Below are 25,175 nucleotides of genomic sequence, written 5' to 3' on the forward strand. Positions count from 1 at the left end.
GGAGAGCGCCGGCGAGGCCGTGACCAGGCAGGCGTCCGGCCTCCGGCGGCGTACGCGCCGGGTTGCGCGGCGGACGGGCCGATGCTGTCATCGGTCGGGTGACCTCCCTGGACGCCCATCGCGTCGTGGACGCCGTCTGGAAGATGGAGTCCGCGAGGATCGTCGCCGGTCTCGTACGGATGATCGGCGACGTCGGCCTGGCGGAGGAGCTGGCGCAGGACGCCGTTCTCACGGCGCTGGAGCAGTGGCCCGAGGCGGGCGTCCCGGACAACCCGGGCGCCTGGCTCATGGCCGTCGCCAAGCGCCGGGCCGTCGACCACCTGCGCCGGGAGGAGCGGCGCGACCGCGGGCAGGAGTTGCTCGCCCACGATCTGACCACCCGCCCCGACGAGGGTGAACGCGACGTGGACGAGGTGGTGGACGCTCTCGACGGGGAGATCGGCGACGACGTCCTCCGGCTGATGTTCGTCTCCTGTCACCCGGTGCTGTCCACCGAGGCCCGGGTCGCGCTCACGCTGCGGCTGATCGGCGGCCTGCGGACCGACGAGATCGCGCGGGCCTTCCTCGTCTCCGAGAGCGCCGTCGCGCAGCGGATCGTGCGGGCCAAGCGGGCGCTCGCCGACGCGCACGTCCCCTTCGAGGTGCCATCGGGGCCCGAGCGGGCGGCCCGGCTGTCGTCGGTGCTCGAAGTGATCTATCTCGTGTTCAACGAGGGATATTCGGCGACGGCGGGCGACGACCTGATGCGCCCGTCCCTGTGCCTGGAGGCGCTGCGCCTGGGCCGCCTCCTGGCCGATCTGGCCCCGGACGAGGCCGAAGTGCACGGCCTGGTCGCGCTGATGGAACTGCAGCAGTCGCGCTCCGCCGCGCGCACCGGCCCGTCGGGGGAGCCTGTCGTGCTGCACGAGCAGAACCGGGGGCGCTGGGACCCGCTGCTCATCCGGCGTGGCTTCGCGGCGCTGCTGCGGGCGCGGCAGGCGGGCGGCCCCCTCGGCCCGTACGTGCTGCAGGCGGCCATCGCGGCCTGCCACGCGCGGGCCGCCACCCCGGAGGAGACCGACTGGCCGCAGATCGCGGCGCTCTACGAGGCCCTCGTCAGGGTGCTGCCCACGCCGGTGGTCCAGCTCAACCGCGCGGTCGCGCTGGCCATGGCCCATGGTCCGCGCGCCGGTCTCACGCTGGTGGACACGCTGACCGGAGAACCGGCGCTCAAGGGCTATCACCTGCTGCCCGCCGTACGCGGGGACCTGCTGGCCCGGCTCGGCCGGCACGACGAAGCCCGTGCGGAGTTCGAACGCGCCGCGTCCCTCACCCGCAACACCGCCGAACGGGCGGTGCTGCTGCGCCGCGCCGCGACGTGCGCCGAGAACGCCGAACCCGCGAATTCACTGTCCGCAAGGGCCGCAGGGCGGCAGACGGCGGGCGGGGACGTCACCCTCGGCGGGGCGATGACGCTCTTCCTCACCCGGCCAGGTCTGAGCGCCGACACCGTCCGGTCCTACAACCAGACTCTGACGCGGCTGTGCCGGCACCTCGGCGAAGACGTCCCGCTGCGCGACGTGACGTCCGACCGGATCACCGAGGTCTTCGCCGCGGCGTGGGGCACGGCGGCGGGCGCGACCTGGAACCGGCACCGCGCGGCGCTGCGGTCGTTCGCCGCGTGGGCGGCCGAGCGCGGCTGGGCCGCCGCGGACCTCGCCGCCCCGCTCGACCGGCGGCCCGAACCTCGTGGCCGCACCCGCCCCATCGACCGGTCGCGCCTGGAAAGCCTGTGGGAGCGGCAGGACCTCCCGCTGCGCGAGCGCACACTCTGGCTGCTGCTGTACGAGAGCGCGGCCCCGGCGGAATGGGCGCTCTCGCTCAACGTGGAGCACCTCGACCTGCCCGGCATGCGCGGCGAGGTGAAGGCCAGGGGTCACTGGCTGCGCTGGCAGTCCGGCACGGCCGCGCTCCTTCCCCTCCTCGTCGGCGACCGCCGCCGTGGCCCGCTGTTCCTCGCCGACCGCAGGCCGGGGCCGGGCCGCATGCCGGCGGCGGCCGACCTGTGCCCCCACACGGGCCGGGGCCGCCTGTCGTACGAGCGGGCGGAGTATCTGTTCAAACGGGCCACCGCGGAGCTCGACCCGGAGGGCGGCGGCTACACCCTCCACCGCCTGCGCCACTCGCGCCTGGCCCACCTCGGCGAGGACGGCTGGTCGGCGCCGATGCTCATGTCCCTGTCCGGCCACGCCAGCGCCCGCACCCTGCACGGGTTCGTCCGGGTGGCGGGCGGCCCGTAGCCACCAGCACCGCCAGCGCCGGGCGCCGCCGCATCGCGGAGATCAGCGCGGTCGCCGGGCTCCGCAGGGCCGGCAGGACCACCGGCGCGACCAGCGCGCCGAGCAGCAGCCCCGCCGCCACGTCGTGGGGATAGTGCACGCCGACGAAGACCCGGGAGAACGCCTCCAACAGCGCGAGCACCGGCGCCACCACCGCCACAACGCCGCGCCACAGGACGGCCGGCCCGACGGCCGCCGCCGCGGCGAACGTCGCGTGGTTGCTCGGCAGCGACCAGTCGCCGTACGGCGGGCAGGTCGCCACCGTGACCACGTCGGTGAGGTCCCAGCAGGGGCGGTGCAGCCGCAGCACGCTCTTGACGCCCTCGCTCGCGAGGTAGGCCGTCACCACCGCGACCGGTGCGAGCAGGGCGAGCGCCATCGTGCGGTCGTCCCCGCGCCGCGCCCGCCACCAGCCGAAGACGAGGAGCGCGAAGAGGATCACGGGGACGGCGTCCGTCGCGACCGCCGCCGCGTCGCGCACCCACCCGGGGGTGTGCAGGGCGAACGCCGTGATCTCCCGGTACCACTCCGCGCTGATGTCCGGAACGTCCTCGATCTGGTTCCCCACCGGTTCCCTTTCGTGCCGCTGCCCGCCGTGCCGTCCGGCCCCTAGACCCTAGAGACCGGACGGCACGGCGGGCACTCTCGGAAGGTCGCCGGTGACCCTCCACTTTCGTCAATGGTCGGGCTGCTCACCCCCGGGTACGGCCTCCTCCCTGCGGACGAACCGCGCGTACGCCAGGGCGGCGCCGCCGACCAGCAGCGGCCAGACGAGGTAGACGCCCGACGCGGCGACCAGCAGGGCGACCGCCACGAGCGCGAGCAGGGCGGCGGCCCTGGCCCGGCCGCGCGGCAGCAGCCGGATCGCGGCCGCCACGCCGATCGCGTAGACCACCACGAACGACCCGTTGGTCATCAGCACCAGCGGCCGGATGCCCGTCCCCGCCGCGTACACGACGGCGAGCGCCAGGAAGGACAGCACGGCGACGACCGTGAGGCTGCGCCGGGGCACCTCCCCCGCGACGCTGCCGCGGGACAGCCAGCCGGGCAGGGCGCCGTCGCGCCCGAGGGCGGCGCCGAGCTTGGCCGCACCGGCCCAGTACGCGTTCATCGCGCCGAGCGTCAGCAGCAGCGCGGCGGCGGCGGCCAGCAGCCGGGCGTTGCCGCCGAGGCCGAGGGCCAGCAGGTCGCCGAGGGGCGCCCGCGCACCTCCGGCGGCCGGGCCGAGGACCGCGACCGTGGCGAAGGCCACCGACAGGTACAGGACGCCGACGAGCACGACGGCCGCCGCGGCGGCCCTGGGCAGGTCCCTTGACGGCCTGCGGAAGTCGGCCGCGAGGTGCGTGATCGCCTCCCAGCCGGCGAAGCTCCACACGAGCAGGGCCGCCGCCGGGGCGATGGCCGTCCAGCCGTTCGGGGCGAACGGCCGCAGGTTGGCCAGGTCGGCGTGCGGGAGCGACAGGGCCACGGCGACGACGAGCAACGCGACGAGCAGCCCGGCCAGCCCGAGCTGGACCCGGCCGGTCACCCGCAGGCCGGAGGCGTTCGACACGGTCACGACCGCCATCAGGCCCGCCGCGGTCAGCGTCGCGGTGCCGGTTCCGCCGCCCACCGCCGCGGCGACGTACTCGCCGCCGAACAGGGCCGCGGCGGCGGCGCTCGGCGGGATCGCGAAGTAGAAGCACCAGCCGACGACGACCGCGGCCCGGTCGCCGAAGGCGAGGCGGGCGTAGGTGGAGACGCCGCCGGAGTCCGGGTGGCGCGCGCCGAGCGCGGCGAACGCCGCGGCCAGCGGGGCCGACAGCACGACCAGGCCGAGCCAGGCCAGCAGCGACGCCGGTCCGGCCGCCTGGGCGGCGAGCGCGGGCAGGGCGATGACGCCCGTGCCGAGCACCGCGCCGACGTACATCGCGGTGCCCTGGGCCGCAGTGAGACGGCCCGCCGGTGTTGCGGCCGATGTGGCGGCAGGGGTGACAGGTGTGACGCTCGTCTGAGTCATGCGCGTTCACCTTCCAGTCAGGGAAGTGGCCGGCCGGGGGTCTCCCGGCCGGCCGAGGGCGTGGAGCGGTCTCAGGCGGAGGTGCTGAACTCGAGGCTGGCGGGCAGGTCGGAGCGGCGGGTGACGTTGAGCTTGCGGTAGATCCGGGTCAGGTGCTGCTCGACCGTGCTGACCGTGATGTAGAGCTTGTCGGCGATCTCGCGGTTGGTGTATCCGACCGCGGCGAGCGCGGCCACCCGGCGCTCGGCCTCGCTGAGCGTGGACGGGCCGCTCTCCGTGCGGGGCGGCTCGGCCGGCTGCCCGGGGCTGCCCTGGGTGAGCGCGTTGACCAGCGGGATGGCCTCGCACTCCTCGGCGATCCGCTGCGCCTGCCTGGCGACCGTACGGGCTCGGCGCAGCTCCCCCACCGCCTGGTAGGCGTCGGCGAGGTCGGCCAGGGCGCGGGCCAGCTCGTACTGGTCGCCGCTCGCCTGGAGCATGTCGGCGGCGCGGCGCAGCAGCGGGGGACGCTGCCGGGGCTCGCTCGCGGCGGCGGTCAGCCGCAGGCCGGTGCCGCGGGCGCGGACCGGGCCGGGGGCGCAGCGCGCCACGTGCTCGTCCAGCAGCGGCCGGGCCCGCTCCGCGCGGCCCATGCCGATCAGTGCCTCGGCCGCGCCCGTACGCCAGGAGACCAGCCCCGGCGAGTCGAGGCTCCAGGAGCCCATCAGCTCGCCGCACGTCTGGAAGTCGCGCAGCGCCATGCCGAGGTCGCCCGTCGCCAGGTGGTAGCGGCCCCGCGCGTTCAGGTAGTGCAGGCCGTATCGGGTCTGCAGCATGGCCTCGGGCACGGGCTGGTTCACGAGCTGCACGGCCTCGTCGAGCCGGCCCATCGCGGTCACGGCCGTCAGCAGCACCGACAGCGGGGCGCCGACCGCGACCCCCCAGCTCGTCGGCGGGATGAGCCGTACGGCCGTCTGGGCGAGGCCCTCCGCGCCCTCGAGGTCGCCCTGCCGCAGGCTGATCTCGGCACGCAGCGCCGCGAGGCGGGCCTGCCTGCTGGGGGCGCGCCGGCTGGCGGCCTCCTCGAAGAACAGGTCGCACCAGGGAGCGGCCAGGTCGGGCCGCTCACCATAGATCAGCGCGAGCAGGGCGCACTCGACGGCGTCCATCGACATGTCGTCGAGGCGGGAGCTGCGCAGGATGCGCTCCACGTCGGCGAGCGTCTGCGGGTGCGGGCCCTTGGTGAGCACCGACGCGAGCGCGGTGGCGGCCTCCAGCCGGCCGATGACCGGCGCGGACGGCGGCGCCTGCGTGCTCATGTCGGTGACCCTCGGGAGGTGCGCCAGGAACGGTGTGTAGGAGCAGCGCAGCCACGGCCGGGCGGCACGGATCTCGGCCACCGTCTCCGCGTCCATGATCGAGCCGATCCGGCCCAGGTGGTCGAGCACGTCGCGGGCGTCGTCGAACCTGCCGTGCCACAGCAGCGCCTTGGCCAGCACGACCGCGTCCGAGCCGCGCAGGTGGCCGCGGTGCATGGCGTCGGTGAGCTCATCGAGATGGGCGGCGGGGGCGCTGGGGTTGAGCCGCCACTCCGCCCGCACCAGCGTCGTCTTGATGGTGGCGCGGCGCTGGTCGTCGGTGCAGGCCCCGTCGGCCAGGCGCAGGTAGTCGACGGCGGGCTCGACGCGTCCCTCGCTGAGCGCCTGCCGGGCCGCCTCCTCCAGGATCGGTACGGCCCAGGGCCCCCCGTTGTGCTGGGCGGCCAGCAGGTGCTCGGCGATCACGGCGGCCGGGGCGCCCTGGCCGTAGGCCAGCTCGGCGGCCCTGCGGTGCAGGTCGGTCCGCTCGTGCCGGTCGAGGTCGGCGAGCACGGCGGCGCGCGCCTGGGGGTGGCGCAGGTGGAGGTCGGCGCCGACCAGTCCGGCGTTGTGCAGCGCGTTGAGCGCCTGGACGACGACGCCGGCGTCGAGGTCGAGCAGCCGGTCGAGGTGGCCGGGGTCGCCGGCGACGGCCAGGCCCCGGGCGACGCGGGCCGCGAGCGGATGGCCTCGGCGCAGGCACGACTGCACCGCCTGGCGATAGGCGTCGCCCGTGACGATCTCGTCGATCGCGGCGTCCGTCTCGCTCGGCGCCGGGGCTCCTCCGGCGTCGGCCGCGGCGAGGTGGTCCTCAATGAGCGCGCCCACGAGCAGCGGGTTGCCGCCGCTGACCGCGTGCCAGTCCGCGGCGAACCGCCGGGCGACGTCGTCGCCCACGATGTCGGCGGCCATGATCTCGACACCCTCGCGGGACAGGGCCGACAGCGGGAGGCGGCGGCAGTGCGGCTGGCGCAGCAGCTCGGTCTGGAACAGCGACGGGGCGTTCCACGTCTCCTCCGACTGGCTGAAGATCGCCAGGATGTGGGCGAAGCGCAGCCGGCGGGCGAGGTAGGCCAGGCAGAGCTGCGAGGCGCGGTCGGCGTGCTGGATGTCGTCCACCACGATCATGAGGGGGTGCCGCTCGGCGAGTTCGAGGAGCACCATGCACAGGGCGTGCACGATGTGGGCGTCCACCTGGTCGACGTAGTCGGCGAGCGGGTCGGCCGACATGGCGCAGCGGGCGCCCTCGCGCAGCAGGTTGCGGGTGCGCTCCTCCTCCTCGGGGGTGAGCGGCGCGTTGTGCAGGATCTGCGACAGCACGGCCAGCGCCAGTCCCGACTCCGACTGCGAGCAGGTCGCGGTCAGCGGCAGGGCGCCGTGCTCCAGCGCGTCCTCGACCAGCGTGTTGAGCAGTGCGGTCTTGCCCGTCGCGACGGGCCCGCCGACGATCGCGATCTTCCCTCTGCCGGTGACGGCGTCGGCCAGCATGTCCTCAAGGGAGGCCAACACCTCTTCCCGCTCAACCAGGGCCATAATGAGCCTCCCGAATTTCGTTCGTTTCCCGGCCGCACGGCCGGGTTTCACAATTGCCGTGACTTGCTGTTAACCTTCTATATTTGGTCTAGATTTGGCCGATCAGCCGACCAGCGTCATTCGAGCGGAAACGCTCTCGCCGGCCCGCTCCGCCGCGCCTTCCGCGTTCGATTCGCCCGCGCGGGCCAGTGCCGAGCGGACGGCCGCGAAGGACGCGGCGACCACGTCGTGGTCGAGGCCCACACCCCAGACCTGCCGTCCGTCGATCACGCACTCGGCGTAGACCGCGACCTCCCGGTCCTCCGCGCTGCCGGCCGCGGCCTCCACGCCGGTGCGGTGGACCATCTGCACGTCCACGTTCCAGACCGCCAGCCGGGCGCCCAGGGTGCGGATCGCGTCGGCCCGCGACCCGGCGATGTCGAAGCGCGCGCCGTCGATGTAGAGCGTGGTCTGCAGCGGCCGTCCGCCGAGCCCGAGCGGCACGGTGATCTCGGTCCGCGACAGGTACTCCTGGTCGAACAGGTCGCGCACGACGGCCGGGGTGATCTCGCCGCCCGTGCCGTCCGCGTGGGCCTGCACGACGCGGGCGAACTCCGCCTGCAGGCTCTTGGGCAGGTTCAGCCCGTGCCAGGCGCTCAGGATGTAGGCCACGCCGCCCTTGCCCGACTGGCTGTTGATGCGCACCACGGCCTCGTACGTGCGGCCGACGTCCTTGGGGTCGATCGGCAGGTACGGCATGCGCCACGGCAGGTCGTCGACGCTGACGCCGGCCTCGGCGGCCTCCACGGCCAGTGCGTCGAAGCCCTTCTTGATGGCGTCCTGGTGGGAGCCGGAGAAGGCGGTGTAGACGAGGTCGCCGCCGTACGGGTGGCGGGGGCTGACCTGCATCTCGTTGCAGTATTCGACCGTGCGCCGGATCTCGGTGATGTCGGAGAAGTCGATGCCGGGGTCGACCCCGTGCGTGTACATGTTCAGGCCGAGCGTGACCAGGCAGACGTTGCCGGCCCGCTCGCCGTTGCCGAACAGGCAGCCCTCGATCCGCTGGGCGCCGGCCAGCAGGGCCAGCTCGGAGGCGGCCACGCCGGTGCCCCGGTCGTTGTGCGGGTGGATCGACAGGCAGACGTGCTCGCGGCGCGACAGGTTGCGGTCGAGCCACTCGATCTGGTCGGCGAAGACGTGCGGGAGCGACCGCTCCACCGTCGTCGGGAAGTTGAGGATGATCTCCCGGCCCTCCTCCGGCTGCCAGACGTCCATGACCGCCTCGCAGACCTCGAGGGCGAACTCGGGCTCGGTCTCGTTGAACAGCTCCGGCGAATACTGGAACCCCAGGTCGCAGTCGCCCAGGGTGGCCTCGGCGTACTTCATCATCAGGCGGGTGCCCTCGACGGCGAGGTCGCGGCACTCGTCACGCGTCATGCCGAAGACCACCCGGCGGAAGAGCGGGGCCGTCGCGTTGTAGAGGTGGATGTTGGCCCGGGGCGCGCCGGCCAGGCTCTCCACGGTCCGCCGGATCAGCTCGTCGCGCGCCTGCACCAGGACCGAGATCCGCACGTCGTCGGGGATCCGGTCCTGCTCGATCAGCATGCGCACGAAGTCGTGGTCGTCCTGGCTCGCGACCGGGAACCCGACCTCGATCTCCTTGTAACCCATCCGTACGAGCAGGTCGAACATCGCGAGCTTGCGCTCCGGGCTCATCGGGTTGACGAGCGACTGGTTGCCGTCGCGCAGGTCGGTGGACAGCCATCGCGGGGCGGCCTCGATCGTCCGGTCCGGCCAGCGCCGGTCCGCCAGGCGGACGGGGGTGAAGGCCGAGTAACGGGAAGGAGAGCTGCTCATGAGGAATTCCTTTCTCATCCGGCGACTTGCCACCGAATTCGCGACCGACCGTTTATCCGAAAGCTGTCCGCGAATCGCGTCTACTTCCTTCCGGAAGCCCGTCCAAATTGCCGGTGATTCGCTGACCGGTACGCTGCCGAAGCTACAAGCGCCCTGGTCAAGGGGCAAGAGAGAAGCAACTAGAGTGCGCCCCGGATCACCCGTACGATCGGTAGGGGTATCGAAAGTTGTAGTCCCGGTACAACCTCCCGGGCAGCCCTCTTAACGACCCCCTGAATCGGACACATACTCCGGGACATGTCGATCAGCAGAGCAGCATTCCCGGCCATTTCGATTTCGCCTTTCCGAATCCTCGGAATGTGTCTGACCGAGGCGCGCCCGTCCGTTCTGGCGATCTTCTTCCTGCGGTTCGCCGCCGGCGCGGCCCTGGACGCCGGGCTCGCCCCCGCCGACCCGTTCCGCCTCGTGGCGGGGGCCCTGGTGTGGCAGTTCGCGATCTTCTTCGTCTACCTGTTCAACGGCGTGATGGACGTGCGGGAGGACCGTGTCAACGGCTCGCGCCGGCCGATCGCGCGCGGCGACCTCGACCCCGCCCAGGCCCGGGTCATCGCCTGGGCCGCCGCCGCGGCCGCCCTGCTCGGCGCGCTGCTGCTCGGCGGGCCGATGATCTGGCTGGTCACGGCGGTGCTCGTGCTCGGCTACCTCTACTCGGCGCCGCCCTTCCAGTTGAAGAAGTGGTCCAGCGCCACGGCGGTGATCGGCGGGGTGGCCGGTGTGCTCTCCTACTGCGCCGGCTACACCTCGTGCGGGGCCGGCCCCTCCGGGCGGGAGGCGATCGCGCTGCCCGCGTTCGCCGTCGCGGCCTCGCTGTGGATGGGTCTGGTCGGCTCGCCGGCGAAGGACCTGCCCGACATCGCGGGCGACCGCTCCGCCGGGCGCGTGACGTTCGCGGTGAGCCGCGGAGAATGGCCGGTCAGGCTGCTGCTGTCGGCGGTCGCCGCGTCTGTCGCGCTCGCTTTCTGCGCGGTCGCGCTGCTGTTGCGAGTGCCACTCGGCTTCGCGCCCGTCGCGATGCTCACCGGCGCCTCACTGCTCGTCGTGGTGACGCTTACTCCGCTTTCCCAGGGGTCCCGGATGCGCCGCCGCCTGCCGTACCGGGCGTTCATGACAACGCAATACGCCGTGCATTTGGCCGTCCTTCTCCCACTGGTGTCACAATTCTTATTGTCTGGGCGTGCGGCTTAGTCCAGGATGGAGGCACTCGTCCGCTTCCTCTCGGAGGGTCCATTGGCGGGAGACGGAGAACTCGGACCGGCGGTCCCGGACTTCGAGGCATTCCTTGAAGCGCATCGCTCCGAGATTCTGGAAGCGTACGCACGGAACCTCGCGGCCCTGGACAGCCCGATCAGCCGCGACCCGATCGCGCTGCGGCAGGCGATGGCGAACGCGGAGCAGATCCTCGACGACGTGGCGGAGACGCTGCGGGCCGGCACCATCAAGGTGGGCGACTCCCACAAGATGATCGCGTGGGAGGTGGGTGCGACCAGGGCGGCGAGCGGGGTCCACCCGGACGAGTCGCTCCGCGCGGCGTCGGTATGGTTCCAGGCGGTCGTGACCTGCCTGATGGAGCGGATGCCCGGCGACGCCGAGTCGATGCGGCTGCTCACGCTGGTCGTCCTCGGGCTGGAACGCAGCATCACGACCCGGATCAGGGAGGCGTCGGCCAGCTACTCCAGCTTTCTGCTCGACAAGGTCCACGAGGCCCAGGTCGAGGAGCGCCGCCGGATCGCCAGGGAGCTGCACGACCGGCTCGGGCACGGCCTCAGCGTCGCCCACCGGCAACTGGAGCTGTACGATCTGCACCGGGCGACCAAGCCGGCGACGGCGACCGCCAAAGTGGAGACCGCCCACCAGGCCATCCTGGAGACCATGCAGAACCTGCGTGCGGTCACCAGCGAACTGCACCCGCAGGAGCCGCTCAACAGCCTCGAGAAGGCCCTGCTGTACTACCTCGAGACCGTGGACATGGACGAGGTGGACATCCGGCTGCGGGTCAGCGGGGACGAGACATGGGCCTCCCCCACGGTGCGCGACGAGTCCTTCCTCATCCTGCGTGAGGCGACGAGGAACGCGCTCAACCACGGCAACCCCACCAAGGTGCTGATCCGGGTCGCCTTCGCCCCTCACGAGCTGCGGGCGTCGGTGGAGGACAACGGACTGGGCTTCGACGAAGGAGGCCGCCGCTCCGACGGGGTGGGCCTGATGTCGATGCAGGAACGGGCCGCGATCATCGGAGGGACGACCACCATCACCAGCAGGCCGGGCCACGGCACGCACGTCGAGCTGTACGTGCCCTTCTCGGGGCTAGGCACATGAGCGAATCGGACAAAATGATCAGCATCGCCATCATCGACGACCACGCGCTGTTCAGGGAGGGTCTACGCGAGATCCTGGAGACCCAGGAGGACTTCGAGGTCGTCGGCGAAGCGGGCGACTCCGAGGGAGCGGTGGCCCTGGTCGAGCGGGAGCACCCCGACGTGGTCCTCCTCGACGTCGAGATCCCCGGCGACGACGCCACGCAGACCGTGACCCGCATGCGCGCGATCTCGCCCGAGTCGCAGATCATCATCCTCAGCATGTACGACGGCCCGCAGCTGCTGAGCCGGCTGCTGTCGGCGGGCATCCGCGGCTACCTGCTCAAGAGCGTGCACCGCCAGGAGCTGATCTCGGCCGTCAGGAGCGTCAGGGACGAGCCCGACCGGCTCGTGCTCGCCGTCTCGCGCGACTCCTTCGCCCAGGTGCAGGGGGGCGGATCGAAGGTGGTGCTGACCGACAGGGAGCGGGAGATCCTCGAACTCGCCGCCCAGGCGCTGAGCAACTACCAGATCGCCACCCGGCTCACGCTCACCGAGGCGACGATCAAGAGGCACCTGCACAACATCTTCACCAAGCTCGGCGCGGTCTCCCGGATCGACGCGGTCAACAAGGCGCTCGCCGCCTCGCTCATCTCGCCGCGCCGCGACCAGCCCGCGCCCCGCCCCCGTCCGAACACCCCCGTACGGGGACAGCGCTCGTTCCCCTGAGTCTTTGAACCCCTGAGCCTCTGAACCCCTGAGTCCCTGAGCCTCTGAGCCCCTGCGCCACGGCCCCCGCCGCGGCCCCGGCAGGGGGTGACCTGTCCCTGAGGTGAGCTGACAGGGGCGAGCTCACTCCTCCCGCAGCGGATACGTCCCTGCGAGGCGGGCCTTGACCGGCTCGGGCAGCAGGATGCCGGTCGCGGTGAGGTTCATCTCCAGATGGACCAGGTCGCGCGTGCTCGGCACCGGAACGATGTCGTCGCCGCGCGCCAGCAGCCAGGCGATGGCCAGCCGCCCGATGCCGATGTCCATGTCGGCCGCCACCCCCTGGGCGTCGCGCAGCCGCTGCAGCTCCGCCTCCAGGTTCTCCTGGGAGAAACGCGGGTCGAGGCGGCGTACGTCTCCGGGGCCGAGCTGCACCGGCGAGGTGATCCGGCCGGTCAGGAAGCCCCGGCCGAGCGGCCGGCCGGCGACGACGCCCATCCCCAGCTCGCGCGCCACCGGCAGCACCTCCAGCTCCGCCCGGCGCTGCCACAGGGAGTACTCCACCGCGACGGCGGCGACGGGCCGCGCCGCGTGCGCGCGCCGCAACCGGTTTCCGTCGACGCCGCGAACGCCGATGTGCGCGATCTTCCCCGCGTCCTGGAGGCGGCCGGCCACGCCCATCGTCTCCTCGATCGGCGCGCCGGTGGCGCCGGGGTCCACCACGAACAGGTCGATCTGCTCCATCCCCAGGCGGGCCAGAGACGCGTCGCAGGCGCGGCCGAGGTCCTCGGGGCGGGACACGTGGTCTCGCCCCTCCCAGCGGCCGGCGCCGGTCCGTCCGGCCGCGCGGCCGTATCCGGGGCCATGGGGCGCCGCCGCGATCAGGGCCTCGTCGCGCCGGTGGGCGACGGCCTTGCCCACCAGGCGCTCGGCCTCGCCGTCGGCGTCGATCAGGTCGATCAGCGACACGCCGCCGTCGAGCGCGCGCATGACGACCCGCATCGCCTCATCGTGGTCGACCGGGCCGTACGCGCCGGTCAGCGCGGTGCAGCCGAGCCCGAGGCTCGTGGAGACCAGGCCCTGCCCGCCGAGGTTCACGCGTCGCATGACGCCGCCCGCGTGCCGGGTCGCGGTGACAGATTGATTGGTTTGGATATCGCTTGGTCATTCACGTGGACACCGTTGAAAATAATGGAGATTCGAGAAAGTCGATGATGCACCGGATACCACTCATATTGCGCGAGGCGGATTTTCCGCCCCCAGTTTTCCCTATCACTGCGACCGACCGCATCACAAATCCGGCACACCATCATGCAGATATGACGGCAATTCGGCCACGGAGCCGCCGAACACGACGAAGCGGCTGGCGAGGCGGCCCGTGTGGGGGTTGCGGGCTCCGTGCCGGACGCCCGGCGGCGCGAAGACGCCGTCGCCCGGCCCCAGCTCCACCCACCGGTCGTGCAGGTAGAACTGCCCCTCACCCTCGAAGACGAAGTACACGGTCTCGCTCTCCTCGTGCTGACGCACCCCGAGCGTCTCGCCCGGCAGCATGATCCCGCAACGCAGGCAGAGCCCCGCGCGACCGGCTCCCGGCCGGAACAGCACGCTCGCCACGGGCGGGGTCAGCCAGGTCTCGCCGTTCCAGAGCGAGCGGAACCGGGCCGGGCCCGCGGCGCCCGTGCCGCCTGAGGACGGCACGGCGCTCCAGACGTAGACGGTCATCTCCCGGTCGCCGGCCGACAGGGAGTAGGGGCTGCCCACGGGCGAATACAACGCCGAGGCGGCGCGCATCCGGCTGATCTCGTAGCCCACGGTGCCGACGCCCGCGCCGGCCAGCACGACCGCGACCTGCTCGGCCGCCGCCGCGCCGGGCGGCGACCACTGGCGGCCCGCGGGGATGCGGACCGCCTCGACCGTGGAGTGCCACGCGCCGATGTGCGGGCCGGCCACCGGGCTCACCCAGCAGTCGCCGTGCCGCCGATACTCCAGCTCCGCGCCCCGCAGCACCACGCCGGTCTCCTGCCGGGTGTCCTGCCGGGCGTCCTGCCGGGTCTCCTGCACGGCCTCTCGGACGGTGAGATTCATGGCGTCTCCCTGGTCACGCCCGCGCGAGCTGTTCGGCACGGGCGGCGGGGCGGGTGAGGATCGCGTGGTACTGCCAGATGATCACCAGGCCGAAGACGCCGTACATCGCGGCCATGCCCCACGGGGGAAGGACCGAGCCGATCGTGATGCACAGCGACGCGACCACCAGGGCCACCCGGATGTTGAGGTTGTAGACCGCCATGTAGCGGGTGCGGGACGCGGCCGGCACCATGTCGGCGAGCAGCGCCTGCCGCACCGGCACGTCCATCAGTTCGCCGATGGTGAGCACCAGCGCGGCCACGAGCAGCACCCAGCCGGTGTCGCTGACGGCCAGCACCATGTATCCGGCGGCGAACAGCCCCGCTCCGGCGTACAGCCGGACCCGGTCGGGCACCCGGCGCAGCACGACGTGGGCGACGAGCGCGAGCGCCACGACCAGCACGGTGTTCTCCGCGCGGAGGATGCCGAGCATCTCCACGCCGTCCACGCGGATCGACCACGAGCCGATCGACAGCAGGTCCTGCGCCGGCAGATCTCTGGCCAGCCGTACGCCGATGTAGTTGATCAGTTGCAGCTCGATGGACATGAACAGTGTGGCGGCGATCAGCAGCCGGCCGAAGGCCCGGTCCTGGAGCACCAGCCGGTAGCCGTTGGCGAAGTCCCGCAGGATCGACCCGCGCGGCCCGCTCTCCCCCGGCCCGGTCGGCTCGGTGTCCTCGGGCTTGGTCTCCGCGATGAAGAAGTACGTCGCCGCGGCGATCGCGACCGTGCCCGTGGCCGCCAGGGCCAGCAGCAGCGTGAAGTGGCCGTTGTAGAGGAAGCCGCCGAGCAGCGCGCCGACGGCCAGCGCGAGGTTGATCGACCAGTAGTTGATCGTGTAGACGAGCTTGCGGCTCTCGGGGGTCGTGACGTCGAGGATCATCGCGTCGTTCGCCGGCATCGCGAAGCTCGCGGCGAACTTGTTGACGAGGTAGCCGCAGTAGACGATCGCCGGGTTGTGCCAGGAGGGCGAGTCGGCGACCGCCATGAGCGCGAACGTCAGGCAGACGCCGGTCTCGCCGAGCAGCAGCGTGCGCCGCCGCCCGCGGGCGTCGGACATGTGCCCGCCCGCCAGCGTGCCCACGACGCCGAGCACCATGACGGTCACGACCAGCACGCCCGCGACCGCCACGCCGTACTCGAAGGCGAGATAGATGGCCATGAACGACATGACCATCGAGTCGAGCAGGCGCTGCAGGAAGCCGACCGCGATGCGGATGCGCAGGTTGGGATGAAGCACTGCCGGGTGGAGTGCGGCCAGGTTCACGACGTCACACCCGCTCCGACGGGCTCGCCCGCCTCGACCCGGACGAGCGAGTGGACGTGCCGCGCCCGCGCGACGGCCTGCTCCTCGGTCTCCCCGGTCACGACGACGAAGCCGTGGCGGGTGCGCCAGTCCACCGTCTCCGGGATCCGGTCGCCCGGCCGGAACGGGAACTCCAGCATGTCGACGTAGTCGAGCGCCCTGGCCTCCTCCACGCCGGAGACGGCGCGGACCTCGCCGGGGGTCAGGCTGAAGTAGGAGATGTGGGCGACCGCACGGCGCTCCACCGTGCCCGGCGCCTTTCCGCCGAGGATCCGGAACACGGCCCGCTCGATGTCGAGCCCGGTGGCGAGCTGCACCAGGCGCGGGATCTGGTCGCCGCCGAGCCGCGCCTGTGACTCGACGATCCGGGGACCGGCCGCGGTCCAGATGATCTCGGTGTGGGCCGGGCCGGTCTGGTATCCGGTCAGCCGCAGCATCTCGATCGTCAGCTCGGCCATCGCCTCGGTGTCCGGCCCGGCGGGCGCGGGGTGCACGTGCCCGGCCTCCACGAACAGCGGCGGCGGGCCGAGCACCTTGCGGGTGACGCCCACCACCTGGTGGCGGCCGTGGTCGCTGAGCGACTCCACGCTGAATTCGGGGCCGCGCAGATACTCCTCCACCAGCACCGGGCCGGCGTAGCCGTACGAGTCGAGCAGCGCGCCCCACTCGGCGACCTGGCCGGGCTCGCGCAGCAGGTAGACGCCCCGGCTGCCGGCCAGCTCCGTCGGCTTGACGACCACGGGCAGCTCGAAGCCGTCGAGCAGGGCGGGCACGTCCTGCCAGCGCGCCGCGTGGGCGAAGCGCACCGGCGACAGGCCGTGCCCGGCGAGCAGCCGCCGGAGCTGGAGCTTGTCGTTGAGCAGTTCGATCGAGCGTGCGGGGTTGACCGCCTTGCCGAGGTCCTCCGCGATGCGGTAGGTCGCGAGCATGCTCTCCTCGGCGCCGATGTGGTAGACGAAATCGGGGTCGAAGTCGCGCACCGCCTGCCGTACGGTCCGGTCGAACGCGACGGGGTCGGAGAAGTCCGTCAGCACGAAGGCGTCGGCCAGGTCGGCGATGCCGGCCAGGTAGTCCGGCGTCTGCAGGGTGGGATCCCAGACCGCGCAGATCCGGTGCCCCTCCTCACGGGCCTTGATGACGAACGCCCGGTAGGGCATGACCATGACGAGGTCGCTCACCGGGTCCCTCCCTTCTTTCTCCTGGATGCGGGTGATCAGCGGTCAGTAGGGCAGCCGGCGGCCCGACGGGGTGCGCAGGTCGGGCGCGGCGTTCGACTGGGGCTTCCTGGTCGGCTTGCCGACTTGAATGCGACGTGCCATCGAAATCCCTCCACATCCCTGGTGAACCGTTTCGCGTGCCCTCTGACCAGCACGCTGGCACGCGCCCATGGCCGCCACAACGGCCGCGCACCCTAATGACCAGGCCGGATGACGTAAGGGGCAGACGGCCTACAACTTTGGTTACGCCGGGGTGCTACGAAAATTCACACCCGGGCGTAGGCGAAGCTCGGCGCGCGGCTCGGCCCGCGCCGCAGGTAGGTCCACCACGTGAGCCCGGCGAGCAGCACGTAGGAACCGACGAAGATCCACAGGGCGGGCAGCGACCAGCCCGCGTGCTCCTGTGCGACACGAGCCGCCGCGGCGCCGGTCACGCCCTTCATCGCGCTCGCCGCGTCGGTGCTCGCCACGCGGAACACCTGCTGGATCAGGAACCCGCCGAACGCGCCGATCGCCCCGGCGATGCCGATCACGGCCGCCGCCTTGCGCTTGTAGTCCGGCGCGGTCGCCGCCGGGTCGAGGCCGCGCCTGGCCGCCTCCCTGCGCCCCAGCTCGCCGAAGATCACCGGGATCATCCGGTACGTCGAGCCGTTGCCCACCCCGGAGCAGGCGAAGACCACCAGGTAGGAGCAGAAGAACAGGCCGAAGTCGTGGCGGATGACCCCGCCCGCCGCCGCGACCGTCGCCACCACCATCCCGGCGAAGACGGCCAGCGTGACCCGGGCCCCGCCGTACCGGTCGGACAGCCTGCCCCCGAAGGGCCGGGCGACGGAGCCGACCAGCGCCCCGACGAAGCCCAGCCCGGCGAGGTAGTCGCGGATGAACGGATGCTGCGCCAGGAACTCCGGGAACGTCGTCCTGATCACCAGCGGCAGCGCGAAGGAGAACCCGATGAACGAGCCGAACGTGCCGATGTAGAGCAGCGACACGATCCAGGTCTGCCCGTGCCGCAGCGCCGCGGCGTACGACCGGGGGTCGGCCTTGGCCTCGGCCAGGCTGTCCATGAACAACCAGGCGCCGAGCGCGGCGACCACGATGAACGGCATCCAGATGAGCCCGGCGTACGCGAGGTGGACCTGTGTGCCCGACGCCGCCACGGGCACGCCCGCGACGACCACCAGCGGCACCAGGAGCTGGACGACCGCGACGCCGAGGTTGCCGCCGGCCGCGTTGAGGCCGAGCGCGAAGCCCTTGCGCCGCTCCGGATAGAAGAACGAGATGTTCGCCATCGAGGAGGAGAAGTTGCCGCCGCCGACGCCCGCCGTGGCGGAGCAGGCGAGCAGGACCCAGAACGTCGTGTCGTGGTCCTGCGCGGCCAGCCACCCGCTCGGCACGACGAACGCCAGCAGCGCCGACGGCACCAGCAGCAGCGCCGCCGATATCACCGTCCACAACCGGCCGCCGAGGCGCGGCACCGCGAACGTGTACGGGATCCGGATCGCCGAGCCGACCAGGTTGGGCACGGAGACGAGCCAGAACGACTCCGACACGCTCATCGGCAGCCCGGCGGCGGGCAGGCTCAGCACCACCACCGACCACAGCACCCAGATAGCGAAGCCCAGGTGCTCGGTGAACACCGAGAAGATCAGGTTGCGCCGGGCCACCCGGCGGCCGGTGGTCTCCCAGAACTCCTCGTCCTCCGGGTTCCAGTGTTCGATCCAGCCGCGGCCGCGCCGGGCGGCCGCCGTCGTTTCGCTCATGCGGGTCTCCTTGTCAGCGTGGTCGTAGGGATCTCATTGGGCATGCGCCACCCCCGCGGCGTCCTCCTTGTCGGCCCGGGCGAGCCAGCGGGCGATGCCGCAGACCGTGTCGGTGCAGGTGCCGCAGCCGGTGGTCGCCCGGGTGGCCGAGGCGAGGGCGGTCAGGTCGCGGGCTCCGGACCGCCACGCGGCGACCAGCGTGTTCTTGCTGACCGCGTTGCAGCGGCACACGACGCTCGTCCCCGGCAGCGCCGCCGCGTCCGTGCCGCCGGGCGCCCCGCCCTCGCCGTACGGCATGGCCCGGCCGAGCAGCAGCGCGAGCCGGTCGGGCGGCACGGGCAGGCCGCGGTCGTAGAACTGGGTGATCGTGGCGGCTGCGTCGGGCACGCCGAGCGCGATGGCCCCCGCGACCCGCTCGTCGCGGACGACGAGCTTGGCGTAGCGGCCCCGGGCCGGCTCGCTGAGCCACAGCACCTCGGCGCGCGGGTCGTCCGGCCCGGCGTGCACGTCGCCGAGCGAGGCCAGGTCCACCCCGCTCGCCTTGAGCCGGGTCACCACCTTCGTGCCGCGGTAGGGCGAGCGCGTGCCGGTGAGCAGCGCGGCCAGCGCGGCGGCCTGCTCCCAGGCGGGCTGCACCAGGCCGGGCACCGTGCCGGGATGCCGGGCGCAGTCGCCGATGGCGTGGATCAGCGGGTCGTTCGTGCGCAGGTCGTCGTCCACCAGCACGCCGCCGTCGACGGCGAGCCCGGCCGCCGACGCCTGCGCGGTCTGCGGGCGGACCCCCGCCGCCACGACGACGAGGTCGGCCTCGACCAGCCGTCCGTCGTCCAGCTTCAGCCCGTCGCCGGGCAGATAGCGGGCCGCGCGCGAGTTCACCAGCACCCGCACGCCGAGGCCGCGCAGGACCTGGGCGAGCACCTCGCCCGCGCCGTCGTCGAGCTGGCGCTCCATCAGGTGGCGGCGCGGATGGACGACGGTGACCGCGTTGCCGCGCTCGGCCAGGCCGCGCGCCGCCTCCAGGCCGAGCAGGCCGCCGCCGAGCACGGCCACCCGCACGCCGCCGCGGGTTCCGGCGGTGATCGCGGCGCAGTCGTCCAGCGTGCGGAACGTGGCCACGCCGGGGGCGAGACCGCCGTCGTCGCCGGTCAGCCCCTCCACCGGCGGCACCCACGCACGCGCGCCGGTCGCCAGCACGAGCACGTCGTAGCCGATCCGTGTGCCGTCGTCGAGCGTGACACCGCGCCCCTCGCGGTCGATCGAGACGACCTCGCGGCCCCGATGCACCTCCACGCCGTGCGCGGCGGCCCAGCCCTCGTCCTGCAGCCGCACCGACGCCGGGGACATCGCGCCCGCCAGCACGTTCGACAGCAGGACCCGGTTGTACGGCGGGTGCGGCTCGTCGCCGATCGCGACGATGGCGACGCGCTCTCCCGCCGGATCACGGCGGCGGATCTCCTCCGCCAGCCGGGCGCCGGCCATGCCATAGCCGGCGATCACGACCCTGGTAGTCACTGCGCCTCCCGTTCGCCCGCCGGCGTCAGCCGTACGGCGCAGACCTTGAATTCGGGCATCCGGCTGACGGGATCGAGCGCCGGATTCGTCACGAGGTTGGCGCGCTGGGCGCCCGGGAAGTGGAACGGCAGGAAGACCACGTCGGGCCGCATCGACGGCACGCAGCGCACCGGGACGACGACCCGCCCGCGCCTGCCGACGACCGCCGCCGCCGCGCCGTCGCTCAGCCCGGCCCGCCGCGCGGTGTCCGGGTGCACCTCGACGTACGCCTCGGGCACGGCCGCGCGCAGCTCCTCCACACGCCGGGTCTGCGCGCCCGACTGGTAGTGCTGGAGCACCCGCCCGGTGATCGCGTACAGGGGGAACTCCTCGTCCGGCGGCTCGGCCGGCCCCTTGTGGTCCACCGCGGCGAACCTGGCCCGCCCGTCGGGGTGGGCGAACCGGTCCAGGAACAGCCGCGGCGTCCCCGGATGCCCCGGCTTGTCGTGCTCCGGCTTGTCGTGCCCCGGCTTGTCGCGCTCCGGCTGCCCGTGCTCGGGCCGCCGGGGGACGGGCCAGTGGAGCCGCTCCCCTGCGCGCAGCCGGTCCCAGGTCACGCCCGAATAGTCGGCGGGGCCGCCCTCCGACGCCGCCCGCAGCTCGGTGAAGACCGTCTCGGGGTCGGCGGGGAAGCGCTCGGGCGGCTGCCCGAGCAGTACGGCCAGGTCGTGCAGGACCTCCAGGTCGGTGCGCACCCCGGGCGGCGGGGCCAGCGCGCGGCGGCGCAGCAGCACGCGTCCTTCGAGGTTGGTCAGCGTGCCGTCCTCCTCGGCCCACTGCGTGATGGGCAGGACCACGTCGGCCATCCGGGCCGTCTCCGACAGCACGATGTCGGAGACCACGAGCAGGTCGAGCGCGGCCAGCCGGTCGGCCACCCGGGCCGAGTGCGGCGCCGACACGGCCGGGTTGCTGCCGAACACCAGCAGCGCGGACGGGCCGCCGCCGGTGCCGAGCGCGTCGAGCAGCTCGAACGCCGAGCGCCCCGGGCCGGGCAGCGCGGACGGCTCGATCCCCCACACCCGTGCCACGTGCGCGCGGGCCGCCGGATCGTCGATCTTCCGGTAGCCGGGAAGCTGGTCGGCCTTCTGCCCGTGCTCGCGCCCGCCCTGGCCGTTGCCCTGGCCGGTCAGGCAGCCCCAGCCCGAGCCGCGGCGGCCGGGCAGGCCCAGCGCGAGCGCCAGGTTGATCCAGGCCCCGGCCGTGTCCACGCCCGTGGCGTGCTGCTCCACCCCCCTGGCGGTCAGCACGTACGCGCTCGCGGCCTCGGACAGCATCGCGGCGGCCCTGCGCTGGTCGGCGGCGGCGACGCCGGTCACCCGCTCGACCCGCTCGGGCCACCAGGCGGCGGCCACCCGCCAGGTCTCCTCGAAGCCGGTCGTCCGCTCGGCGACGTACGCGTGGTCGAGCCGGCCGCCGGCCACGGCGGCGTGGAGGATGCCGAGCGCCAGCGCGAGGTCGGTGCCCGGGGCCGGCGCGAGGTGCAGCGCCGCACGCTCGGCCGTCGGGGTGCGCCGGGGATCGACCACGATCAGCCCCCCGGCGTCCATGGCGCGGCGCAGGTGGGACAGGAACGGCGGCATCGTCTCGGCCGGGTTGGCCCCGGCGAGCAGCACCGCGTCCGCGCCCTCCAGGTCGGTCAGGGGGAACGGCAGCCCCCGGTCGAGGCCGAAGGCGCGGTGCGCCGCGGCCGCCGCCGACGACATGCAGAACCTGCCGTTGTAGTCGACCTGCGAGGTGCCGAGCGCCACCCGGGCGAACTTGCCGAGCAGGTAGGCCTTCTCGTTGGTGAGTCCGCCGCCGCCGAAGACCGCGACGGCGTCGGGTCCGCGCTCCGCGGAGATCTCCTTGATCCTGCGGGCGACGAGGCCGAGCGCCTCGTCCCAGCTCGCCGGGCGCAGGGTGCCGCCGTCCCGGACGAGCGGCGTGGTGAGCCGGGCCGGCGAGCCGAGCAGGGCCGCGGAGGTCCAGCCCTTCTGGCACAGTCCGCCCGCGGACGGGTCGCGGGGCCGCACCCGCACCGAGGCGCGGCCCGCCGGGCTGAGAGTCATCCCGCACTGCAACGCACAATACGGACAGTGAGTGTCAACGGCGCCGACGTCGGCGTCCGCCAGGCGCGTGCTCGTCGCCGCGCGCATCGCTCCACCTCCTCGACCGGCACTCGTACGCGGCTAGACGACGTCGGAGGTGAGGGCGTCGTGGATCTCGGAGTAGTCGGCGGCCGGGGCCGGGGACAGCCGGCGGCCGACGCCGAGCGCGAGCATCTCCAGGCGGCCCATCAGCCGGGCGAAGTCCTCGGGGAGCAGCGCCTGCTTGCCGTCGCACAACGCCTGCTCGGGCTGAACGTGCACGTCGATCAGCAGGGCGTCCGCGCCCGCCGCGACGGCGGCCAGCGTGAGCGGCTCGATGAGGTCGGGGATGCCGAGGGAGTGGCTCGGGTCGACCATCACCGGCAGGTGGGTGCGCCGCTTGAGCAGCGCGACCGCCGACAGGTCGAGCGTGAAGCGGGTGGCCCCCTCGAACGTCCTGATCCCCCGCTCGCACAGCACGACCTGGTCGTTGCCCTCGGCGAGGAGATACTCGGCGGCGGTGAGCAGCTCGTCGACCGTGCAGCCGAAGCCGCGCTTGAGCACGGCCGGCATGCCGCTGCGGCCCACCTCGGTCAGCAGCTCGAAGTTCTGCATGTTGCGGGTGCCGATCTGGAAGCCGTCGACCACCTCGGCCATCCGCTCGACGTGCCGGGGATCGACCACCTCGGTGAGGATCGGCAGGCCGGTCTCCTCCCTGGCCCGCACCAGCAGGTCGAGGCCCGCCCACTTGAGGCCCTGGAAGGAGTAGGGCGTCGTGCGCGGCTTGAACGCGCCGCCGCGCAGGCCGACCGCGCCGTGCCGGGCGACGGCCCCGGCCGTGGACATCATCTGCCCGGGGTTCTCGACGGCGCAGGGCCCGGCGAAGACGGCGACGTCCCCGTCCCCGATCACCGCGGAGCCGATGGTCACGGCCGTGCCCGAGGGGAACAGCTCGCGCCGGCCGAGCCGGAAGCCGCCGCTCGCCCGCGTCGTCTGCCGGGGCCCGGGCAGGTCGGCCGGGAGGGGCAGCAGGGCGCCGGGCCCCTGGGCCACCATCACGTGCGCCCCGCCCAGCCGGTACGTCGTGGTCGTGGTGCCGGTGGAGTCGAAGTGCTGGGCCCACCCGGCGATGCCGGACGGATCGATCGTCGAGTCGAACACCAGCAACAGCTCGGCGTCGGTCATGGGAGTCCTCCACATCCGTGTGGTCGGGTCTTCGTGCTGTCGGGTCTGTGCGGGGTCGCGACGGGATGGTGTCCGCGTGTGCGCCGCCGGGCCGGTCCTGGGGGGATGTCCGGCCCGGCGGCGCGGATCGGGTGCGGATCGCCGTTGATCCGCACGGGGATGGCGGGAATCGGGGGCGGCGGGCGGGATCAGACGAAGACGTCGTTGAGGATCGTGCCGAGCGTCTTGCCGCTGTTCTCACGGATGTAGGTGGACAGCGAGCTGTACTTCTCCCGCAGCCGGCGCTTGAGGACCTTGCCGGTGACGCCGACCGGGAAGTCCTCCTCGCTGCGCGCGACCTCCAGCATGGTCAGCTCGGGGTGACCGGCGGCCTTCAGCTTCTCGTTCGCCTCGTTGAGCAGCCGCTGCGCGTCCGGCCGCTCGGCGCTGGACGTCACGACCGCCACCGGGACCGTACGGCCGCGGTGGATGCCCGCCACCACGGCGCAGTCGAGGACCTCGGGCAGCTCGTTGAGCAGCAGCTCCTCCATGAAGACCGAGTAGCCGGTGCCGGTCGGGGTCTCGATCGCGTCCACCGCCCGGTCGACCTGGAAGTAGTTGCCCGCCTCGTCGCGGTAGGCCATGTCGCCGGTCAGCCAGTAGCCCGACAGCTTGCTGCGGTAGGTCGTGTCGGAGTCGCTCCAGTATCCGGCGGTGATCGCCGGGCCCTTCGCGCCGAGCAGGCCGACCTCGTTGACGTCGGCGATCGTGCCGTCCCTGCGCAGCACCGCGACCTCGGCGACGCCGACCGGCTTGCCCACGCAGCGGTCGTTGCGCTCGTCGGCGAGCGTACGGACCTTCAGCAGCACGCCCCAGCCCAGCTCGGTGGTGCCGAGACGGTCGAAGAACGCGGCCGGCGGCAGCGAGGGGTCGCGCTTGGCCAGGATGCCCTTGATGTGCTTCTCGTGGACCGCGTCGCCGATGGAGATCCAGACGTTGACCGAGTCGATCGATCCGGCCGGCAGGTCCGCGGCGGCCAGCTCGGCGTACGCGTGGCCGAAGGCCATGACGGTCGTCGGGCGGTACTTCTCGACGGCCTTGGCCAGCTCGGGGCCGCTGGTGTCGAACCAGGGCACGATCGGCGTGCCGCCGAGCACGGCGTACGTCGTGTAGGCGATGCAGCCGAGGTGCGACTGCGGCAGCGCGGTCATCATGACGGCGCCCGGCTGCTCGTGGTGGTCCACGAGACGGAACCGCGGCCCGGCCACGCACGAGCGGTGGGTCTGGATGACCGGCTTGGGCCGCCCGGTGGTGCCGGAGGAGTGCAGGATCGAGACCGGGTCCTCGCCGACGTGGCGGAAGCGGGCCTCCTGCGGCAGCTTCGCCGCCGGGGGCGCGGGCAGCTCCTCGGCCACCTGCGTCCACCGCAGGCCGGGCAGCAGGTGGAACTCCTCACCGAGGATCTCCAGGTGGGCGAGGTCGGTGTACATGCCGACCGGGTTGGTCTGGCGGCACAGCTCGGTGGCGATGTAGCGCGAGGCCTTGCTGTTGACCAGCACCGCAACCGCGCCGATCTGGGCCAGCGCGTAGAAGTGCAGGGAGTAGGCGAAGGAGTCCTCCAGGTAGATGGCCACGCGGTCGCGGGGCCGCACGCCCTGGCGCAGGTACCACACCGACCAGCTCTGGGCCAGCTCGTCCAGCTCCAGCAGGCTCCACTCGGTCTGCTGCTCGCCCTTGGTGTTGGTCAGCGGCCTGCCCAGGTGGATGAACGGGAGCTCCGGGTGGGGGTTGGCCTCGATGGCCTTCGTCAGCAGGTTGCCGCCGCCGAGGTCGGGGTCCGCGGCGAGCCTGGCGCGCTGCTCCGTCGTGAGGACGGTCTCGTGGGAGATGGAGATGGTCATC

Annotated in this window: 16 protein-coding genes and 2 pseudogenes; 5 read left to right on the forward strand and 13 right to left on the reverse strand. The window is 72.9% G+C overall.

Annotated elements, in window-relative coordinates; translation table 11 throughout:
- Positions 1-98: 98 nt before the first annotated feature.
- Both OHB01_RS39855 and OHB01_RS39860 read left to right on the forward strand, forming a co-directional pair.
- A pseudogene (locus OHB01_RS39855) lies at positions 99-1,367 on the forward strand (RNA polymerase sigma factor); the annotation flags it as partial.
- Between the two features lie 117 nt (positions 1,368-1,484).
- Positions 1,485-2,279: pseudogene (locus tag OHB01_RS39860) on the forward strand (tyrosine-type recombinase/integrase); the annotation flags it as partial.
- Here the strand turns inward: OHB01_RS39860 and OHB01_RS07835 are convergent.
- The 4 genes from OHB01_RS07835 to leuA form a co-directional block, all read right to left on the reverse strand.
- Positions 2,209-2,886 (reverse strand): phosphatase PAP2 family protein, encoded by a 678-nt coding sequence (locus OHB01_RS07835; RefSeq protein ID WP_142649413.1) that lies wholly within the window; start codon positions 2,884-2,886, stop codon positions 2,209-2,211. The pseudogene OHB01_RS39860 and the gene OHB01_RS07835 overlap by 71 nt on opposite strands.
- A gap of 108 nt (positions 2,887-2,994) precedes the next feature.
- Complete coding sequence (locus OHB01_RS07840; RefSeq protein WP_328855157.1) at positions 2,995-4,317, reverse strand: APC family permease; 1,323 nt, start codon at positions 4,315-4,317, stop codon at positions 2,995-2,997.
- Positions 4,318-4,388: 71 nt separating this feature from the next.
- Positions 4,389-7,187, reverse strand: coding sequence for a helix-turn-helix transcriptional regulator (locus OHB01_RS07845; RefSeq protein WP_328708963.1), 2,799 nt, complete (start codon positions 7,185-7,187; stop codon positions 4,389-4,391).
- A gap of 102 nt (positions 7,188-7,289) precedes the next feature.
- Positions 7,290-9,023: a 2-isopropylmalate synthase gene (gene leuA / locus OHB01_RS07850; protein WP_187280609.1), complete on the reverse strand. Its 1,734-nt coding sequence runs from the start codon at positions 9,021-9,023 to the stop codon at positions 7,290-7,292.
- Positions 9,024-9,380: 357 nt separating this feature from the next.
- Here leuA and OHB01_RS07855 point away from each other — a divergent pair, with 357 nt between their 5' ends.
- Genes OHB01_RS07855 through OHB01_RS07865 form a run of 3 tightly spaced genes read left to right on the forward strand, consistent with a single transcriptional unit; the run spans position 9,381 to position 12,106 of the window.
- Entirely contained in the window at positions 9,381-10,268 is an 888-nt protein-coding gene (locus OHB01_RS07855) for a UbiA family prenyltransferase (RefSeq protein WP_168066188.1), read from the forward strand.
- 42 nt (positions 10,269-10,310) lie between these two features.
- Positions 10,311-11,399, forward strand: a complete 1,089-nt coding sequence (locus tag OHB01_RS07860) for a sensor histidine kinase (protein WP_168066190.1) — start codon at positions 10,311-10,313, stop codon at positions 11,397-11,399.
- Between the two features lie 14 nt (positions 11,400-11,413).
- The gene (locus OHB01_RS07865) at positions 11,414-12,106 is read left to right on the forward strand and encodes a response regulator transcription factor (protein WP_328855158.1); all 693 of its coding nucleotides are present in this window, start codon (positions 11,414-11,416) and stop codon (positions 12,104-12,106) included.
- A 123-nt stretch (positions 12,107-12,229) separates the two neighbouring features.
- Here OHB01_RS07865 and OHB01_RS07870 read toward each other — a convergent pair whose 3' ends face one another.
- The 9 genes from OHB01_RS07870 to OHB01_RS07910 all read right to left on the reverse strand — a co-directional run bounded on the left by OHB01_RS07870 (position 12,230) and on the right by OHB01_RS07910 (position 25,174).
- Positions 12,230-13,192 carry an aldo/keto reductase gene (locus tag OHB01_RS07870; RefSeq protein WP_142649420.1) on the reverse strand — a complete coding sequence of 321 codons (963 nt, stop codon included), beginning with the start codon at positions 13,190-13,192 and terminating at the stop codon, positions 12,230-12,232.
- A gap of 183 nt (positions 13,193-13,375) precedes the next feature.
- Positions 13,376-14,170, reverse strand: a complete 795-nt coding sequence (locus OHB01_RS07875) for a cupin domain-containing protein (RefSeq protein ID WP_328708962.1) — start codon at positions 14,168-14,170, stop codon at positions 13,376-13,378.
- A 13-nt stretch (positions 14,171-14,183) separates the two neighbouring features.
- Positions 14,184-15,476 (reverse strand): MFS transporter, encoded by a 1,293-nt coding sequence (locus OHB01_RS07880; protein ID WP_328855159.1) that lies wholly within the window; start codon positions 15,474-15,476, stop codon positions 14,184-14,186.
- Positions 15,473-16,693: an ATP-grasp domain-containing protein gene (locus tag OHB01_RS07885; protein ID WP_142649421.1), complete on the reverse strand. Its 1,221-nt coding sequence runs from the start codon at positions 16,691-16,693 to the stop codon at positions 15,473-15,475. The genes OHB01_RS07880 and OHB01_RS07885 overlap by 4 nt, the downstream gene beginning before the upstream one ends.
- Positions 16,694-16,998: 305 nt before the next feature.
- A complete protein-coding gene (locus OHB01_RS07890) occupies positions 16,999-18,492 on the reverse strand; it encodes an MFS transporter (protein WP_147943041.1) in 1,494 nt (497 codons plus the stop codon).
- Positions 18,493-18,525: 33 nt separating this feature from the next.
- Complete coding sequence (locus OHB01_RS07895; RefSeq protein WP_142649423.1) at positions 18,526-20,004, reverse strand: FAD-dependent oxidoreductase; 1,479 nt, start codon at positions 20,002-20,004, stop codon at positions 18,526-18,528.
- Positions 20,001-22,091 (reverse strand): molybdopterin oxidoreductase family protein, encoded by a 2,091-nt coding sequence (locus tag OHB01_RS07900; RefSeq protein ID WP_240971704.1) that lies wholly within the window; start codon positions 22,089-22,091, stop codon positions 20,001-20,003. Before OHB01_RS07900 ends, OHB01_RS07895 begins: the two co-directional genes overlap by 4 nt.
- Positions 22,092-22,211: 120 nt before the next feature.
- On the reverse strand, positions 22,212-23,294 hold the full coding sequence (gene aroF / locus OHB01_RS07905) for a 3-deoxy-7-phosphoheptulonate synthase (RefSeq protein WP_142649425.1): 1,083 nt from the start codon (positions 23,292-23,294) through the stop codon (positions 22,212-22,214).
- 188 nt (positions 23,295-23,482) lie between these two features.
- Positions 23,483-25,174 (reverse strand): class I adenylate-forming enzyme family protein, encoded by a 1,692-nt coding sequence (locus OHB01_RS07910; RefSeq protein ID WP_142649426.1) that lies wholly within the window; start codon positions 25,172-25,174, stop codon positions 23,483-23,485.
- Position 25,175 lies beyond the last annotated feature (1 nt).

The sequence above is a fragment of the Microbispora hainanensis genome, from assembly GCF_036186745.1.
Lineage (GTDB): Bacteria > Actinomycetota > Actinomycetes > Streptosporangiales > Streptosporangiaceae > Microbispora.

Coding starts and splice junctions, on each gene's coding strand:
- OHB01_RS07840 (WP_328855157.1), bottom strand. CDS start 4,317: ATGACTCAGACGAGCGTCACACCTGTCACCCCTGCCGCCACATCGGCC.
- OHB01_RS07845 (WP_328708963.1), bottom strand. CDS start 7,187: ATGGCCCTGGTTGAGCGGGAAGAGGTGTTGGCCTCCCTTGAGGACATG.
- leuA (WP_187280609.1), bottom strand. CDS start 9,023: ATGAGCAGCTCTCCTTCCCGTTACTCGGCCTTCACCCCCGTCCGCCTG.
- OHB01_RS07855 (WP_168066188.1), top strand. CDS start 9,381: ATGTGTCTGACCGAGGCGCGCCCGTCCGTTCTGGCGATCTTCTTCCTG.
- OHB01_RS07865 (WP_328855158.1), top strand. CDS start 11,414: ATGATCAGCATCGCCATCATCGACGACCACGCGCTGTTCAGGGAGGGT.
- OHB01_RS07870 (WP_142649420.1), bottom strand. CDS start 13,192: ATGCGACGCGTGAACCTCGGCGGGCAGGGCCTGGTCTCCACGAGCCTC.
- OHB01_RS07875 (WP_328708962.1), bottom strand. CDS start 14,170: ATGAATCTCACCGTCCGAGAGGCCGTGCAGGAGACCCGGCAGGACGCC.
- OHB01_RS07890 (WP_147943041.1), bottom strand. CDS start 18,492: ATGAGCGAAACGACGGCGGCCGCCCGGCGCGGCCGCGGCTGGATCGAA.
- OHB01_RS07900 (WP_240971704.1), bottom strand. CDS start 22,091: ATGACTCTCAGCCCGGCGGGCCGCGCCTCGGTGCGGGTGCGGCCCCGC.
- aroF (WP_142649425.1), bottom strand. CDS start 23,294: ATGACCGACGCCGAGCTGTTGCTGGTGTTCGACTCGACGATCGATCCG.
- OHB01_RS07910 (WP_142649426.1), bottom strand. CDS start 25,174: ATGACCATCTCCATCTCCCACGAGACCGTCCTCACGACGGAGCAGCGC.